Annotated in this window: 14 protein-coding genes; 8 read left to right on the top strand and 6 right to left on the bottom strand. The window is 66.5% G+C overall.

Translation table 11 applies throughout. From position 1 onward, the window contains the following. Window positions 1-313 precede the first annotated feature (313 nt). Window positions 314-592, bottom strand: coding sequence for a helix-turn-helix domain-containing protein (locus ACQPY0_RS01315; protein ID WP_432983348.1), 279 nt, complete (start codon window positions 590-592; stop codon window positions 314-316). Between the two features lie 238 nt (window positions 593-830). Further along, window positions 831-1,370 (bottom strand): NUDIX hydrolase, encoded by a 540-nt coding sequence (locus ACQPY0_RS01310; protein WP_432983345.1) that lies wholly within the window; start codon window positions 1,368-1,370, stop codon window positions 831-833. A gap of 77 nt (window positions 1,371-1,447) precedes the next feature. On the opposite strand from ACQPY0_RS01310, the gene ACQPY0_RS01305 reads away from it, so the two are divergent. Further along, window positions 1,448-1,957 (top strand): DUF402 domain-containing protein, encoded by a 510-nt coding sequence (locus tag ACQPY0_RS01305; protein WP_432983342.1) that lies wholly within the window; start codon window positions 1,448-1,450, stop codon window positions 1,955-1,957. Window positions 1,958-1,991: 34 nt separating this feature from the next. Further along, window positions 1,992-2,966 carry a PKD domain-containing protein gene (locus tag ACQPY0_RS01300; protein ID WP_432983339.1) on the top strand — a complete coding sequence of 325 codons (975 nt, stop codon included), beginning with the start codon at window positions 1,992-1,994 and terminating at the stop codon, window positions 2,964-2,966. A 203-nt stretch (window positions 2,967-3,169) separates the two neighbouring features. Here ACQPY0_RS01300 and ACQPY0_RS01295 read toward each other — a convergent pair whose 3' ends face one another. Further along, a complete protein-coding gene (locus ACQPY0_RS01295) occupies window positions 3,170-3,490 on the bottom strand; it encodes a hypothetical protein (RefSeq protein WP_432983336.1) in 321 nt (106 codons plus the stop codon). Between the two features lie 232 nt (window positions 3,491-3,722). On the opposite strand from ACQPY0_RS01295, the gene ACQPY0_RS01290 reads away from it, so the two are divergent. The 3 genes from ACQPY0_RS01290 to ACQPY0_RS01280 all read left to right on the top strand — a co-directional run bounded on the left by ACQPY0_RS01290 (window position 3,723) and on the right by ACQPY0_RS01280 (window position 6,242). After that, complete coding sequence (locus ACQPY0_RS01290; protein WP_432983333.1) at window positions 3,723-4,076, top strand: hypothetical protein; 354 nt, start codon at window positions 3,723-3,725, stop codon at window positions 4,074-4,076. Further along, window positions 4,054-4,647 (top strand): nucleotidyl transferase AbiEii/AbiGii toxin family protein, encoded by a 594-nt coding sequence (locus ACQPY0_RS01285; protein WP_432983330.1) that lies wholly within the window; start codon window positions 4,054-4,056, stop codon window positions 4,645-4,647. Before ACQPY0_RS01290 ends, ACQPY0_RS01285 begins: the two co-directional genes overlap by 23 nt. A gap of 335 nt (window positions 4,648-4,982) precedes the next feature. Next, window positions 4,983-6,242, top strand: coding sequence for a tyrosine-type recombinase/integrase (locus ACQPY0_RS01280; RefSeq protein WP_432983327.1), 1,260 nt, complete (start codon window positions 4,983-4,985; stop codon window positions 6,240-6,242). 55 nt (window positions 6,243-6,297) lie between these two features. Here the strand turns inward: ACQPY0_RS01280 and ACQPY0_RS01275 are convergent, their stop codons facing one another. Further along, a complete protein-coding gene (locus ACQPY0_RS01275; protein WP_432983324.1) occupies window positions 6,298-6,546 on the bottom strand; it encodes a helix-turn-helix domain-containing protein in 249 nt (82 codons plus the stop codon). A 291-nt stretch (window positions 6,547-6,837) separates the two neighbouring features. Between ACQPY0_RS01275 and ACQPY0_RS01270 the strand changes: the two genes are divergently transcribed. After that, the gene (locus ACQPY0_RS01270; RefSeq protein WP_432983321.1) at window positions 6,838-8,241 is read left to right on the top strand and encodes a DNA primase family protein; all 1,404 of its coding nucleotides are present in this window, start codon (window positions 6,838-6,840) and stop codon (window positions 8,239-8,241) included. 107 nt (window positions 8,242-8,348) lie between these two features. On the opposite strand, the gene ACQPY0_RS01265 is transcribed toward ACQPY0_RS01270, so the two are convergent. Beyond that, window positions 8,349-9,284, bottom strand: a complete 936-nt coding sequence (locus tag ACQPY0_RS01265; RefSeq protein ID WP_432983318.1) for a hypothetical protein — start codon at window positions 9,282-9,284, stop codon at window positions 8,349-8,351. Window positions 9,285-9,479: 195 nt separating this feature from the next. Between ACQPY0_RS01265 and ACQPY0_RS01260 the strand changes: the two genes are divergently transcribed. Together ACQPY0_RS01260 and ACQPY0_RS01255 are read left to right on the top strand one after the other, a co-directional pair. After that, entirely contained in the window at window positions 9,480-13,334 is a 3,855-nt protein-coding gene (locus ACQPY0_RS01260; RefSeq protein WP_432983315.1) for a hypothetical protein, read from the top strand. A 990-nt stretch (window positions 13,335-14,324) separates the two neighbouring features. Beyond that, window positions 14,325-14,615 (top strand): helix-turn-helix transcriptional regulator, encoded by a 291-nt coding sequence (locus ACQPY0_RS01255; RefSeq protein WP_432983312.1) that lies wholly within the window; start codon window positions 14,325-14,327, stop codon window positions 14,613-14,615. 69 nt (window positions 14,616-14,684) lie between these two features. On the opposite strand, the gene ACQPY0_RS01250 is transcribed toward ACQPY0_RS01255, so the two are convergent. Further along, a complete protein-coding gene (locus tag ACQPY0_RS01250; protein WP_432983309.1) occupies window positions 14,685-15,404 on the bottom strand; it encodes a hypothetical protein in 720 nt (239 codons plus the stop codon). Window positions 15,405-15,709: the final 305 nt, after the last annotated feature.

Raw genomic sequence — 15,709 nt, 5'->3', positions numbered from 1 at the left:
GCGATTGTCGGGTTCTGAGGCGTATCCAGGCCATTAGCGGGCCATTAACCCAGGTGTTAGCTGGCCGCTCCAGGCCGCTTGCCACAGGCGCGATCTGGAGGTTCATGCGCCTGGGGAGGGCCACCTGTACGGTTCCCAAGCTGACAGTGAGGGTTCGATTCCCTTCACCCGCTCGATCCTAGGGTCCCTCTGTCCGCAGAAAGCGCGGACCGGGGGACCTCGCCATTTCTCCTGGGGCCCGAGCGCCAGACCCCACGGTGGGTGGTCGCCCTCCAGCCGCGTCCCTCGGTCCGTAGGCGGCTTTGGCCTGCTCTTACGGGGCAGGTGGAGGTGCACCTGTCGAGCTGGGGTCAAGTGCTAGCGCAAGTCTGGCCAGCAACGGCACGGTGGGCGTGGCGCCGCCCGATTCGAGGCGGGACAGTTGGGGCTGGGTCATGTCGGCGCGCTCGGCGAGTTCGCGCTGCGTGAGTCCGAGTTCGGTGCGACGGTCGTAGACCATCTGGCCGAGCAGGAGCGCTGCCCGTGCCTCCTCGTAGGCGGAGTTGTGCTGCTCGGCGCCGGTGCGCTCCCAGCGAAAGTGACGTGCCGTCATAGTCCTTCCGCCCTTCCGTTGACAGCCTTCTTGGCGGTGCCTTGACCAGTTGACGTCGCTGTGATGGCCTCAGCCATAGCCTTCGGCTGTTGGAGGTGCGGCTGCTGCGTCGATGGGGTTAGTCATCTAGAGAGAATACGGCCAGCGCGGGCCGAGTCCGTGAACTCGCGACGCCCAGTGGTGGATCCTGAGTCGACTCCCTCTCCCCGCGCCCCCTTCACGGCGGCGGACCGCGGTTCTACTTTTGATTGATATCGCGGTTCTGCTCGCTGAGTCTGGCTTCGACGAGTGCTCGCATCGCGATGCGTGTAGCGATCGGGTCGGGATCACGGACGTGTCGTGTCGCCTGCGCGGCTGGAACGATCCGCCGGTGCGCGATTTCGTACCGCGGCTCCCACTGCCCGATTACCACGTGTGCAAGCCAGTAGGAACGGACGAGTACGAGGCCTTGTTCGTGGCCCTGTGTACATTCACTACGGGCAAAGCCGAGCAGCCGGGCATCCAAGACATCGACACAAGCCTCCTCGTACATCTCTCGGGCCAGGGTTGCCTGCAGCGATTCGCCGCCCTCCGGTCGCCCTGCGGGGAATCCCCAATGGATCTGGTCGTGGCTGATGAGTACCAGGTCGCGGCCGTCGTGACCGATACAGATACCGGCAGCGCCATGGTTACGGCCCGAGGGCGCCGGGCCGGCCGGGTGCCAGGACACCAACCAGCGCTGGTCTCCGGACACCGTGGACATCGTTTCGTTGTCGCGCGCCGCTGCCGGCACAGTCATCGTCGTTACCCCTGTTCGTTCGGCCTGACGGGCTGAGCACTGGATTTACGCTGGCGCACCGATGGGATGATCGGCGAGTGTTCACTTCAGTGACGATCATCCGCGACGGACGCATCCGAGCCGCCGGTCATCGCGACGGCAACGCGATCGTCTACGACTGGGGTTTCACATGGGAAGGCATAGACCGCGAACAACGCAGCTTTGTCCTGCTCGAGACGGGATTCCAGATCAACCAGCCGGTCATCTTTCCGGAGCAGCAGCGCGGCTGGTGGTACTGCGACTTGGTCCGCGTGGTTGACGAGGGCGACGTCGTGCGAGTCTTCGACCATTTGATCGACGTCATTGTTGGTCCGCCGGACCACCCGTACCGGGTCCTTGATCTCGACGAGTACGCCGACGCGATGGCCGAGGGCGTAATCGACGTCGCCGCCGGGATCGACGGGCTCAGCCGCACACAGAAGTTTCTCGATCGGCACCTCAACCGCCGCCACGACACCCGGCGTGACGCGTGGCCCGATTTTCCCCCTCGCGCCATCGCCGCTCTTGCCGAGCTGCCGTTCAGCCCACGCTGGGAAGCAGTGAGGTAGTGATGACGTCAACCGCGGTCCAGGATCGCAAAGCGTGCCCATAGCCAAGTACCGCTTCGGCTTCGGCGACTCCACCAACCTGGTAACGCAGACGTCGCCGGTCGCCACCCACCACTACTCGACGCCGGGGACCTACTCCATCTCGGTCACGGCCGTCGACGTCAACGGCTTCAGCGCGACCCAGGAACAGTCCAAGTCGCTGTGGCCGGCTGCCCGGACGTTCGCCCTGCTGGCGCGCGACAACAACCGCTACGTCAGCGCCACCGAGGGTGGCAACATGCAGATGCGCGCGTACCAGCCCACGATCGGCGTCGCGGAGCTGTTCGAGCTCGTGAAGGTCGGTGGCGACCTGGTCGCGTTGCGGTCCCGCGTCAACGGCCAGTACTTCGCGGTGCTCGTCGGCCCGGACGTTCCCGCCGGGTCGAACATCGTGTGGGCCTGGAGCGGGTCCACGAGCAGCAACGACACGCTGTTCACGATCACGAACAACGCCGACGGCACGATCAGCCTTCGCTCGGTGGTCAATGGAAAGTACCTGAGCAGCAACAACGGCGCCAGCATGATGACCGCCGACCGCGCCACGATCGGCCCGTGGGAGAAGTTCAACCCGGTCGACGCGGCCAACGCCACCGTCACGCTGCAGGCCCGGGCCAACAACCGGTACGTCAGCGCCGAAGACAGCGGCAACAAGGCCCTCATCGCCAACCGCACCGCGGTCGGCTCGTGGGAGCAGTTCGACCTGGTCGACGTGGGCGGCGGCTGGATGGCGCTGTACTCGCGGGCCAACGGCCTCTTCGTCACCGCGGAGGCGGGCGGCAACCAGCCGCTCATCGCCAACCGGGCGAGCATCGGGTCGTGGGAGAAGTTCAAGGTGATCGCCAACGCCGACGGCAGCATCAGCCTGCAGGCCGGGGCCAACAACCGGTACGTCACGGCGGAGAACGGTGGCAACTCGCCGCTGATCGCGAACCGCACGTCGATCGGTCCGTGGGAGAAGTTCGACCGCTGATCTGGTCAAAACGCAAAGCGAAACGGCAGGGTCCGCGTCGCTGCGGGGCCCTGCCGTTGCCGTTCGAGCGCCACCGCTGTGAGTGGTCACCGCTGAAGAACCCCCACGCACTGTCCCTCCGCAGCGCGGCCCGTCGTTGGAGCACCCACACCGAACGCCTTCCTGGGGGCCAGTGCCACTCGGTAAGGAGCGACGCTCGCCGATCAGGTTGATGGGAGCGGTCGGCGAGCAAGCTCCGTCGCGGCGAGGATCGCGTTGGCGACCTGCTGTGCGGTGTCCGCCCAGGTGATTAGTTGGCCGAAATTGATGTTCACGGTCGGCGGTTCAAGGAATCCTTCAGTGCTGTCTTCGACGGCTTCTACCTTGATCTCGATATTGATGGTGCCACCATCGACATCAGGCACGTTTTTTGCAAAGACGACACCGCAATAAAAGCGACTCGTAGTGATGGTGCCGTTACCAAAGTCGAAGGCGTCTCCGCCGTGGCATTCGTCCTGGCTGCACCAATCGGGCAGTGCCACCATGCGAACACGGGCGCCTCGGCGATCACGACGGGTCGCCGCGTCGCAATGTCGATTACGTTGAGGTTCATGCCACAAGAAGTTCCCACACTGTGAAGGTGCGGTCCGTCGAATCCGCGCAATCAGGGCTGGACGCCGTTACCGCTCCGGACGGTCATCCGCAGCTTGGCGCAAGGTTGTGACTGCAGTCTCGGCACGAGCGATCGCGGGGTCAGGGTTGGTCTACCGTAGACGCGTGAGCACGGATGAGGCGCGGGCACCGTTGGGGTCGCGGTACGGCGACCAGCGGCCGTACGTCGTGGTGGCGAACCTGGTGGAGCTTCGTGGTCCGACGAGTGGCGAGGTGCGGCTCGATCGGCGGTTGAACTGGTCCGGACGGGGCGTCTACGACCTCGGTAATCCGCGCCGGTTGGCCAGCATGTACGAGACGGTGCTGCGGGAGGCGGTACGAGCCGAGCAACTGCGGATGTGGCTGGACGGCCCGACGCTGGTGCGACTTTGGTCGTCGTTGGTGCTGCCGCCGCAGGTCAGGCAGCTGTGGGAGCATCGGTTCCCGCAGTTGGCACGTGAGAGTCGACCTGCTGCCTAGTGATGCGCGACCAGGCACCGATGATCTCTTCGCCGACTGGCAGCAGCGGGCAGATTTTCCGGCCGCCGTCGATGAGGTGATCGCCGCCTACATGGCAGCGGACTATGCAGTCGAGATCGACCACCGTGCCGAGACGTTCGCGCGGCTGTACCTTACCGATCCGGCCACCCCGACCGAACAGCATCGTGTCGAGCTGGTGGCGAACTGGCGCCTGCTGCCGCCGATCCAGATGGACATCGGTCCGGTTCTACACCCGGACGATGTCATGGCCGGCAAGGTGGATGCCTTGTACAACCGGGCCGCCGCTCGTGACTTCCTGGACATCGATGCTGCGATCACCGCAGGCCGGTACACGCTGGAACGCTTATGTCAGCTCGCCGAGGCGGTCGACGCGGGATTCGATCGCTCGATGTTCGAGCAGATGCTGCGCCATCTCCAACGCTTCGACGACGAAGACTTCGCTGAATACGGCATCAGTTCCGACCAGGTCGCGGCTCTGCGCGTCCGTGTCGACGGATGGCGAGACCAGTTGGTGACCGGTGGAGATGCTGGACCATTAGCGGGCCATTAGCCCAGGCAACCGCTGGCCGTTCAAGGCCGCTCGTAGCCCCGCCTGACCTGGTGGTCGGCGCGTGTGGCGAGCGAGACTTGTACGGTTCCCAAGTTGACAGTGAGGGTTCGATTCCCTTCACCCGCTCCAAGCCTTCCAAGGCCGTTGACCTGCTCATACAGGGTTGACGGCCTTGATCATTTCTCGGCCAGAGCGCATCTGCGGGAACACCGCGGGAACACTGGATGATCTTGGTGCCTGGCATGTGGCACTGGTTGTCCTCTCCCGCCGCCTCCCGCGGAGGCGTGATCTGGATCCCAGGAAGATCATCGTCGTCCTGGGCGGGAGGAACGCTCGTGGCATCTATCGAGCCGAGAAAGCTGAAGAGCAATCGGACCAGCTACCGCGTGAAGTGGCGCAAGGGCGGCACTCGTGATGGTAAATGGGATGGTGAAACGTTCCCGGACCTGACCGAAGCAAAGCGCTTCAAGGGCCTGGTCGATGCTAACGGGGATTGGTATCCGTCGGAGGACCAACTGCGCGACTACCGGTTCGAGTACCTTCTGCCAAACTCCGTGTCGGCTGAAGCGGATTCGAGTAGCGCGCTCTCCGTTGCGCTCGAACAGCCCGCCGACGTTCTGCTGCAGCCGCACGCTGTCCAATACGTCGAGAATCTAATCAAGCCAAACCGCGAGACGAAGCGCTTCTACCTGCAACGCCTCGAGAATCATGTCTTTCCGATTCTCGGTCAACTTCCCCTGCCAGTGATCACCCGAGGTCAGATGCGAGCTTGGCAGAGCGGGCTTGTTGAAAAGGGACTGTCCGGCAAAACGATCGCGAATGTACGTGGTGAGGTTCTCGCGCCGATGTTCAACGCGTCATGCTTGCCCGGCGAAAACGGGGAGCCGCCGCTACGGACGTACAACCCGCTGCACGGCCTTGATCTCCCGCCTCACGTGAAGCCTGAGCGCGACATCATCGAACTTGAGCGGGAAGCCCAGATCTTCCTCAGTGCGGCATATGAGATCGACCCGGAGGCAGGGGATTTGTGTGCAACCAAACTCGCAACAGGCCTGCGGTGGGGTGAGATCACCGGCCTGCCCGTGCGCTCGGTTCACACCGAAGCCGGTGAGATCGACATCCGACAGGTTATTCGCCGTGAATACGGGACGTACGTGCTGGTGCCGCGGCCGAAGACAGAGAGCGGGTTCCGGCGAGTGCCGACGGCCGGGCCCATCACGCAACTGCTGGAGCGGCGGTCGGTCGGCAAGGGGCCGAGGGACTTCATCTTCACCGCGCCCGGCGGGAACTTCTGGCGCTACTCGCAGTTCTACGAGCGGCGCTGGGTGCCGATCCGGAAGCTGGCAGAGCAGCGGGGGCTCAACAAGCACCTCACCCCGCACGGCTTGCGGCACTCGCTGCTAACCCTGCTGGCATCAGAGGGAGTCGACTTGGAGGCACTTCGCAATATTGCGGGTCACAAGCGGATCCAGACGACCTATGACCTGTACGTGCACGTCACCCGGAAACACCACCCGGCCGTACGGGCAGCTGTCACGTCATTTGTGCAGGCGCCAGGACGCGGGGGTACGCCGCTAGAGTTGACCGTCGCTTAAGCGACGATGGCCCGGTGCGCTGGCCGGTTGGCGGCACCGGGCCGAGGATCTTGCTTCAACGAGTTCGCCGTCGCGGCGCCCGACGGCGACTCGTCGATCCGTCCGCCGGCATCGCGGGCACAGGCTTGAATGCGGTCCGGAGGTCGTCCTCGGTGAATCGCACCAGGCGACCTCCGGCAACGCGGTGGAAGGACATCTGTCCTCCCGCGACGGCCTTGTGGAGCTTCGACTCGGAAATGCCGAGTAGTGCTGCCGCTTCCTTGTACGTATAGAACTTGAGGCTTTCGGTCACGTTCTCCCCCATCGCTGTCCGCGCCCCGCCGGTCATTGCAATGTATGAACACGCTCGTGTCAGGTGCTACATGACGGAACGTATTGCTACCTGCTGGCCCCTGATGGCACGCGATGGCACCTGTTTCAAGGCACTGTTGTTCGCCCAGAATCGCGAAGTTGGACTGGCCCGCGGCCGAACGTCGTGACCGTGTCGCCATGCGCATTCTGTCGGCGGACATCGAGCCCTTTGGACGGAGGTGCGCTATCCCGTACCTCCATCCGGCTCCGTGCTCGCGGACCTACCTGAGCGGGGTGGCTACAGGTGAGCGAACACGATGAAGCTGCTGCACGACCGCCGCACGCCTGGGGTGCCACGGAGGACGGCCTGGCGCAGGCGCTGGCGCACATCCATGGACATGAGCTGCGGTTCTGTCCCCAGCGCGGCACGTGGTTGCGTTGGACCGGGCACCGATGGGTCTGGGATGAGGCTGAACGGCACCGAGAGCTCATTCGGGCGTTGGCTCGCGAACTGCCGACATCGTCGCGGTGGCGGCAGTTCCGCCAAGGTGCGCTGTCCGCAGGTGGCGTATCCGGTGTGGCACGGCTCGCACGGTCTGATTCACGCCTAGTCGTGGAGCTCGGCCAGCTCGACGCGCATCCATACGAACTAAACACACCCGGCGGCGTCGTCAACCTGCAGACCGGTGACCTCCGCGCGGCGGATCCTCAACGCCTACACACGAGATCTAGCGCCGTGGCACCGGACTTCGAGCGAAGAGCCGAGGCATGGGAAAGATTTCTCGCAGACACCTTCGGCGAAGACGACACGCTGCGTACCTACGTGCAGCGGCTGCTTGGCATCTCCGCGCTGGGCGCGGTCCTCGAGCAGATCCTTCCATTCGCGCTCGGTGCCGGCGCCAACGGCAAGTCGACGCTGCTCGAGGCGTCGATGCATGCGCTCGGCCTGGGTGGCTCCGGCTACGCGATCGCGGCGTCGTCGGACCTGCTCATGCAGCGGCAGTTCACCGATCACCCGACCGAGCTGGCCCAGCTACACGGCTCCCGACTGGTCGTGTGTTCGGAGCTCAACGAGGGCGCGCGGTTCTCCGAGGGCAGGGTGAAGCAACTGACCGGCCGGGATTCGATTCCGGCCCGATACATGCGCGGAAACTGGTTCAGTTTCTCGCCGTCGCACACGTTGTGGCTGCTCGGCAATCACCGGCCTGAAGTGCGGAGCGGCGGCCTGGCGTTCTGGCGCCGGGTTCGGCTGATCCCCTTCACCCGGACGCTGCCAGAGGACCGGCAGGACCGCAGGCTCGGCGAGCGGCTGGCCGAGGAAGCACCAGCGGTCCTGGCGTGGATCATCCGCGGCGCGGTCGACTACCACCGCAACGGCCTGCCGGAACCGCCGACTGTGCGGGCGGCCACGGCGGCGTACGCCCGCGACGAGGACACTGTGGCGAGGTTCGTCGCCGAGTGCTGTCACCTTGCGGCCGACCAGCCGCTGGTCCGGGTCGCGACGACCCGGTTTCGGCGGGCGTATGAGCATTGGTGTCAGCAGACCGGCGACGCGCCGGTCTCGGCGAAGCGCTTGACGCAGGATCTAGAACGGCAAGGTGTCCGCACTGGCCGCGGCACGGGCGGCGCCCGGCACTATGTCGGCGTCAGTCTGCTGCTGACCGAAGATGACGATGAGAACACCGACGACCGCCCCGGGACCGTCTAACATCCGATCGTTCTGCTGCGTCTGCCGGGGTAAGAGCTGCCAACCGTTGATGGCGGGTTGGCCCGCGGTCGTCTCGGGATGGCACGCCGGCATGCGGCGATGAAGTGTTACGGGGTTCGGCGGCGCAGCACGCCGGTGGCGAGCCACTGGACCAGCGTGCCGGCCAGGTGGACGGCTGCTTCGGCTTCGGCCTGGGTCTGCGGACGGGAGGTTGCCGTGCCCGCGTGCCGGGACCGCTGGCCCTCCCAGAGCGCGGTCAGCATCTCGACCATCGGTGTGACCGACCCGGGGTTGCCGTCCTTGCCGGGCAGGACGAGTTCCCACTTCGTGGGGGCGTCACGCAGGTGCGTGCGTACGGTGCCCAGGGTGGCGTTGCCGTTGGTGGGCAAGACCAGCGTGCAGGCAACCGCTTCGACGGCCTTGACCGCCTCGGCGTACGCCTTGTCCGGATCTGGGGCGCGGCCGTACGCAGCGTCCCACGCGGCGGCGAGGTGACGGCTGGACTCGGCCGGCGCGCTGACAATCGTGGTGGTCACGGCGGCGGTGGCGGTGGGATCGATCCGGCGTTCCAACCCTCGCCAGTCGGCGTTGACCCGCCAGGCGAAGTTCGCGGCCGCGAGGATCCGTTCCAGGCTGTCCGGCTCGCCGAACGTAAAGCGCACGCCCGAATAGCCTGGCGAGATCGGCGCCGGCCACGGACGCCAGCGGATCGTGGCGTCCATTGCATCGAGCAGCACCGGGTCGTCAGCCGATAGGAGCCACGGCTGAGTGGAGCTGCGGATCCTGAGCATGATGTTGCGGGTGTCGTCGGTGAGGCCGTGGCCCGGGCGCAGCACCTTGATCGGTTCCTCGGTGCACTGCAGGACGTGGTACAGCCATTCGACGAGTTGCGGGTACAACCAGTCGGGAATGTGCTCCAGTGGCTCGGCCAACAGGTCAGCCGCGCGACGGCTAAGTGGCGCCCAGGCGGTGTCGGTCACGGCGGAACGGTACGCCTCTAGGGGCCGACGCCCTATCTCAATATTCCGCACGATCGGGTCCATCGTGGCTTCGGACGGCACCCGCCAGCGGTTGCCGCCAGTGGTAGCGGCGGTGCCGGCGGGGTCCCGGCCGCCGCGGCGTCGACCAGCTCGCGGAGCACTGTGAGCCATCGGGCTCTTGGGATGGGTTCGGGAGTAGTATGTGGTACTCGACCACGACCATGCCGATTGCAGGAGCTAGTCCGGAACGCATACCAGGTGAACACGCCTCGCGGAGCACGATGGTCGACCGTTGACGAACTGGCGCTGGTCGCCCGGCGGTCCATCCGCCGTTTCGAGCCGAGCAGCTGCATCAATGCCCTGTACGACGTGTCATGGGCTTCAGCGCGGCTGCTTCCGAGCCTTTCGTTTCTCCTCGGGCAGGCCCTTGCCGGGGAGGCGGCCGGCGAGTGTGACGCCCAGCCCAGTGATGTTGCCGACTGGCTTCAGGCCATTCGGCGTCGGGTCCCGATCGTCGAGGAGTATCAGCAAGCGGAACGACTCGACCCGGACCTACCCGTGCACGTCTTGTGGGACGACCGAATGTGGCCGCTGCATCCTGGCATGCTGGACGATCCGGAGCAGGTGATCGAGCAGCTTCGCCGCTATGCCGTTGCGGCTGACCCTGTGCTCGTGCGTATGCTCGGGTTCGGCATCGCTGATGTGGTGATGATCGGTCTGCGTGCCGTGGCGGTGCAGCGAGCCTTCCGGCGTGGTTGGCGCGACGGTCCGTCGAACGGCCAGGACGGAGCGCGTGCCCAGCCTTCGTCGGGGTCGTTGATCGAGTTCTATCGGCAGGTCGATGCGGAAGGCGTGCCAGCCTGGCTGCGGTCTCCGGGGGATCTGCCGGTCGATGAACGGCTGCGAGCAGCGGTAGCGTGGTGCACCCGGGACGCGAGCGATGTCGCCCGCAGCACGTGGCTGCTGGACGGCGTGTTGCTCGTCCGTGCTGAGGACGCGGTGTTCCCGGTCCCGGCGGCGCTGGTGCTCGATGCGCTGGCCACCATAGGTGTACAGCTGCTGGGCCTCGCGGGCAGGACGAGCGGAGCTACGGCGTCGAACCTGCTGGATGCGGCTGAGCAGGCCTTCGCGACCAGCGTGCGTGGCCTGGCAACGCATTTCGCCGGACCGGTGCGGTGCGCCCCGTCGGGCCGGCTGACTGGGGCGATGTTTCCTGCAGGGCGGCGGCTCATTGCCGTCCAGGTCGTCGTCGGCACGAACGAGCGGGAAACCGCGCGTGAGGCCGACCGGGCGCGGCGCCGGTTGGCCGCTGTCAAGGTCGGCCAAGCCCTGACGATGGACATCAGCGCCGCGAACGCCGAGCGGCTGGCCCCCTTGGTGGGTCCCGACGGCCCGCTCACGCCCGGAACGGCGGCGACGACCGCGGTGATCGCCGAGAGTACGGTGATTCGCCGGGTGGTCATCGTCGACGGACCATGGAACGCCCCGGACAAGGTCCGACCCGGCACGCTCTTTATCACGCTGGATGCCTGGCGGCAGATCGCCGCCATCGCTGCAGACGATCACGAAGAGTTCTGGGCGTTCCTGGACGAGCTCGCGGAGCTGCCCGGGCTCCGAATGATCGAAGGCGCAACGCCCCTGACGCTCTGGGACACATTCCAGCGCCAAGGCGTGCTGTTCAAACCCGCGATGAGCCTGAACCAGCCCGGACCCGACCCCGCCGGCCGGTGGGCACACCGCGCAGCATGCGACCCTTACGAGATCGTGCTGCGGTACGTCGGCCTTCCGGGACTACGTGATTGGCCATTTGCGGCGACCCCGACTGACGGTTGCTTAACTGTCGGCCAGACCACCCCCTACGAGCACGCGGTCATCAACGCCGATCCGCCCCTCGTGTTCGTAGTGAATGCGGACCGCGCCGAGGATCGCCAGTGGACCCAGCTGCTCGGCGACGCGATTCGCGCCGGGCTGACCGGGCTGGCCTCCGCGGCAACTGGCGACCTTGCCGCCGGGTGGCTGGCCTGGAACAGCGCAATCCCCGAACCGATCTGCATCACCTTCTACGCCTTGCCGGCGGGGGCGGAGGAGGCGGTGAAGCTGCTCGCGTTCGACGGGAACACCATGCATCTCGGCTACACACCTCCCGCACATCTGACCGCCACCCCGTCGATGCTGCACCGGCAGCTCGGCGACGCGTTCTGGTGCCTGCTCGTCACCACGCTCGCCGCCCGGGACGAGCAGACCACCGGCAGCCGCATCGTCAACGCCGTCACGGCGGCGGCCGACAACGACGGCGCTCGTCAGGCCGGCGAGGCGTTCCAGCAGGCGTGGGGGCAGCTGCCCCTCACCGTGACGTTCCGCAGAACATCGTCCGCGCCACGCCCGCCCACCCAGGCCGCCGGTGCCACGCTGAGCGAAGGCGCCCGCGCACGGGTGCAGCGGTCCATCACCAAACACCTGGCCACCCGCATCAGCCTGAACACACCGGTTGTCGACCTCGACCAGGCCCTCCGCGACCAGGTAGCCGCCGGAGCCGTGGAGCTCCTGCACAGGGAGGTCGCGCAGTTCGGCGCTGCCTCGGCGCTGCGTACGGCAGCGGTTGCCGTCGAGCGCATCTGGGCGACCAGGATCCGGACCGACGACGACCGGGTTCTGCGACGTGCCTTGGGCTATCCCACGGATGTTGCCGTTGACGACGTCGCGTTCACGAACGTCGTGGCCAGTCGCGCGGCCGACCTGCTGACCGAGGCGATCGCCGGGCACTGCCCCGAAGTCGGACTGCCCATGGATCACCGTGACTGGCACCGGCTTTTCAACCTCGCGGCCGCGCTGGTCCACCTGGTTGGCAGCCGGGACCAGGCACGGGCCGGCGTCAGTTCCGACGGCCACGCTGACGCCTCGGACCGCGACCTGCCGTTCTACGCCGAGCGCTACACCGCCGACATCCGCCTCACCCTTGACGCTCACCATGGCCGAACGCTGCTCAGCACGTCTGAGCTAAGCGTGGCACCCCTGACGGAGCATGATGACGGGCGCTTTGTGTCGTGGACCGACATCATGCGTGAGCGTTTGCGGGCGTCGCGGAGGTCGCCGTTGCACCAGCAGGCGGCCCGAGCAGCGCTGGCCGCCGATGCCACGCTCACCGCCGCGTTCGGGATTGGCTTCGATGACGTCTTCGCCGTTCTCGCCATCGCGGCTGACTGGGAAACCGGGAGTGAAGTCGCCGAAGTCCGCGTTGTGGAGCTCGTCGAGGCTGTTCGCAGCTGGTCCGGCCTGCAGCCTGATCGGCTCCGCCGGGCGGTCGACCTGCTGACCCTGCATACCGGCATCGCCGCCCGGATCACGATCGGCGGACCGCCGCCCCCGCTCGGCGAGCGTCTTTCCGGCAGACCCCTTCTCCCCGTACTCGGCAGGCCAGCCGTGCTGGTGATGCCCCGGCGCGTCGCCCGTGCAGGCGAGCTCTTCCTCGCGCGCGTCCAGGCGGCCGACCTGCCCTGGCCGGACGCACCCACCGAGGTGGTCCGGGCCTTTAAGGACTGGGAGCAGTGCGAGCAGAAGGCGTTCGAAGCAGACGTCGAACGCGAAGCCACCGCACCCAGCCGAATCCTGATTCCTCGGCTCAGGAAAGAACGTGCAGCGAAGTTCGGCATGGCCATCCCCGGCGAAATCGACCTCATCGTGATCGACGCCGACCACCGGCGCGTCTTCATCCTGGAGGCGAAGGCCGGACACGTCCCCACCGACATCGAACGGGTGCTGTACGACATCATCGACTATCACGGCGCGCCCGACTCGGGCCATGCACGCTGGGATGGCTTCCGCCCCAAGCGGAGTACTCCGTACCTCCCCAAGCTCCTCGCGAAGGCCAATGCCGTCAGAGGCCAGCTTGATGTACTCCTCCGCGAGCACGGCGTGGACGCCGAGCCGGACGGCTGGTGCGTGATCGAGATGTTCGTGACCCCCTCACCAGTCCCAGCCGCGTACGTGCCGAACCCACAAGTCCCGTTCGCCACCATCGACCGCCTGTCGCAGATCCTGGCCAGTCCAGCTCTGCCACGTCCCGGACCGCAGCTCCAATACGAACCGCCTATACAACAGGACGACGCCCGCTGAACCTGTGAAAGGAAACGCTGACCCTGGCGGCCACCGGTATGGCGAACTGCTGACAGGGCCGTGGCGAATCGCGGCCAGCAAGTGACAAGTGACAGATGTCGCCGACTTCCAGGTTTCGCTTCCACACGCGATACCTTGCATCGGCATCACCGTCAAGAGTCAAAACCGGGTTGTGGCGATCACCAGGTGGGCTGGAGCCTGGCGGTGGGGCCGCAGGCACGGTGAGCGCCACTGCCGGCCGCTGTACGCGCGTCACGCGCGCGAAGCACGCTAACCCGGTTGCGGAGTGAATCCGTCACCTGCCACCGCTCGCCCCACATTTGGCTGTTGGCCGATCGAGGTCACTGCGGCACGCCCCTGCTGCCGTGCCAGGTTGGTACGTGCCGGAACGTTTTCGTGTTGGTTGATGTCTGGCCGGTTTGCCTGTGACGGCCCGGATGCCTTGGTGCTTGCCGAGCCTCGGTGCCATGTTGGCGCGTTGTACCTGCTGACCGTTGGTGCCGCTCCGCAGAGGTGCCCCGCACTTCGAACGAGGACCGTAGATATCGCGCTCCCGCGGTCGACAGCGACGGCGTGCTGGGCCGTACCCATCGTTCGTCATTGATCTTGACGCTAGTTGGCTCCTCGTGGTTACGTCCGGCGAAGGGCGACTCGTGGGCGGATGATCACTGTCCGCAAACCCGTTGCCGCCTGTACAAGGTCAACAGGAAGCGATGTGCGGGGGCATCGCAGACGCTGCCGGAGCTGGGTCAATCACCGTGCCGTGCGGTGGCCACGGTAGGGGTGCGCGCCGATGGGCGACGGCATGATCCACGTGATGGGCGTCAGGGTGTTTCCCGTCCACCAACGGGGAGGGGCGCAGACCGGTGCTGCGTAAGGCAGGTAAAGATCGGGCAACCCAGAGACGGCGACGTGCCGGGATGCCAGCGGCGAGGACCAGGACCAGTGGCGTCCGGTCTTGTCCGCGATCGAGCGCCGCGGAGGTGCCGTGTGAGTGAGCTGCCGGATCGTCTGCCAACGGCCGAGGACATTGCCCGGATGACTCCTGGTGAGCGGATCTTCCACTACCGAAATGTACTGAACTACTCGCAGTCTGACCTGGTCGGCCACATGCGGTTGATCGCCGCGAATTACCGCGGGACCGGTGTGGATCGTCGGCAGATCTCACGCTGGGAGACCGGTCGGCACACCCCGGATCCGTACAGCCGGCACCTGTTGGCGATGGCGTTGCGCGTGACGGTTGCGGACCTCGGTCTGCCACCGAATCCGTATTTCAGGTAGCCCCCGGGTGGCCTCGTATCGGTGCGGAGCGCAGACGGTTGTGCGGCACTGCTGGGCGCGCGGGACCACTCACATCGGAGTCCGGACGCCGTGTAGGCCTTCGCCGGGCGCGCGGACCAGGTGGATGAGATCCGCGGCGTAGGCGTGCAACGCCGCAGCCAGGTCGGTCGGGCGTTCGATCTCGTACACCGCACCCGGCTCCGTGAACACGTTGCCGGGCGCCTCGGGATCACTGGGCGGCTCTTCGACGTGTTTGGCGTCGGGATCGTCGTACCCGTCGAGGCGCTCACGCCCGGTCCGATATTCATCGACAGCATCGAGGACTGCCTGGTACGCCGCTCGTGGCAGCCGGTCCTGCGGTGGGCCGGCATCCCGGATGTCGGCGAGGTACGCCGTGGGGTCCGTCAGGAACTGCTCCACCGTCGGCAGGGGCCGCACCGCGGCGGGACTGGTGTGCTCTGGCCGTGAGCGTGGCGTGATCGCCGCGTCGGCCTGGACGGCGTACTGCAACGCGACGCGGGTATACAGCACCGTCAACCGGTCCGCGTGCACGGCGGCGGCGCCGGCCAGCTGCTGGTACACGTGCAGTTCAGCCGGCCCGGGCTGCACGCCGCGGCCGAATTGCAGCCGGTGCGAGCGATAGTCGGCGGTGTGCTCGTCAGCGGCGGCCGTGAACAGCGCCGCAGCTGCTTCGTTGGCCGCGTGACCGAGGTCAGTCAGTAGGCGTTCGTGTTCTGCCGGCAGGGTGCTGCGGCCCAGCACCTCGTGCCAATGCTGACTCGACCTCACGTGCCGTGGCCCCCTCGTTCTGCCTGCCGCTCGCGGTGCGGCCGGTTCAATCGTCGCGGTTCGGTGAGGCCGTGCATACCCATCACTGCCCCGCTTGGCACCCCTTGGCACGTTCCGCTCGCCTGAGCGAACGGCCAGTGTCGTTGGCGTGACCAGCTCAACCAGACCACGACGCACGCATCCCGCAGCCACGCCGCCGGTCATCGGCGGCGCGCAGCGAGATGCATGTGGCTGACGCATCACGGTTCCAGGCGTCGGTTGCGGACCGGCGTCCGGAAACCGGCTGGAGCGCCGCCGTCCTTGGC

The organism is Dactylosporangium sp. CA-233914 (assembly GCF_050942935.1).
Taxonomy (GTDB): domain Bacteria; phylum Actinomycetota; class Actinomycetes; order Mycobacteriales; family Micromonosporaceae; genus Dactylosporangium.
This window is presented reverse-complemented; position numbering and strand designations above follow the sequence as displayed.

What these genes read in the sequence shown, in the direction of transcription:
- ACQPY0_RS01275 (WP_432983324.1), bottom strand. Translation starts at nt 6,546, where the DNA reads ATGGGGGAGAACGTGACCGAAAGCCTCAAGTTCTATACGTACAAGGAA.
- ACQPY0_RS01310 (WP_432983345.1), bottom strand. Translation starts at nt 1,370, where the DNA reads ATGACTGTGCCGGCAGCGGCGCGCGACAACGAAACGATGTCCACGGTG.
- ACQPY0_RS01265 (WP_432983318.1), bottom strand. Translation starts at nt 9,284, where the DNA reads ATGGACCCGATCGTGCGGAATATTGAGATAGGGCGTCGGCCCCTAGAG.
- ACQPY0_RS01295 (WP_432983336.1), bottom strand. Translation starts at nt 3,490, where the DNA reads ATGGTGGCACTGCCCGATTGGTGCAGCCAGGACGAATGCCACGGCGGA.
- ACQPY0_RS01315 (WP_432983348.1), bottom strand. Translation starts at nt 592, where the DNA reads ATGACGGCACGTCACTTTCGCTGGGAGCGCACCGGCGCCGAGCAGCAC.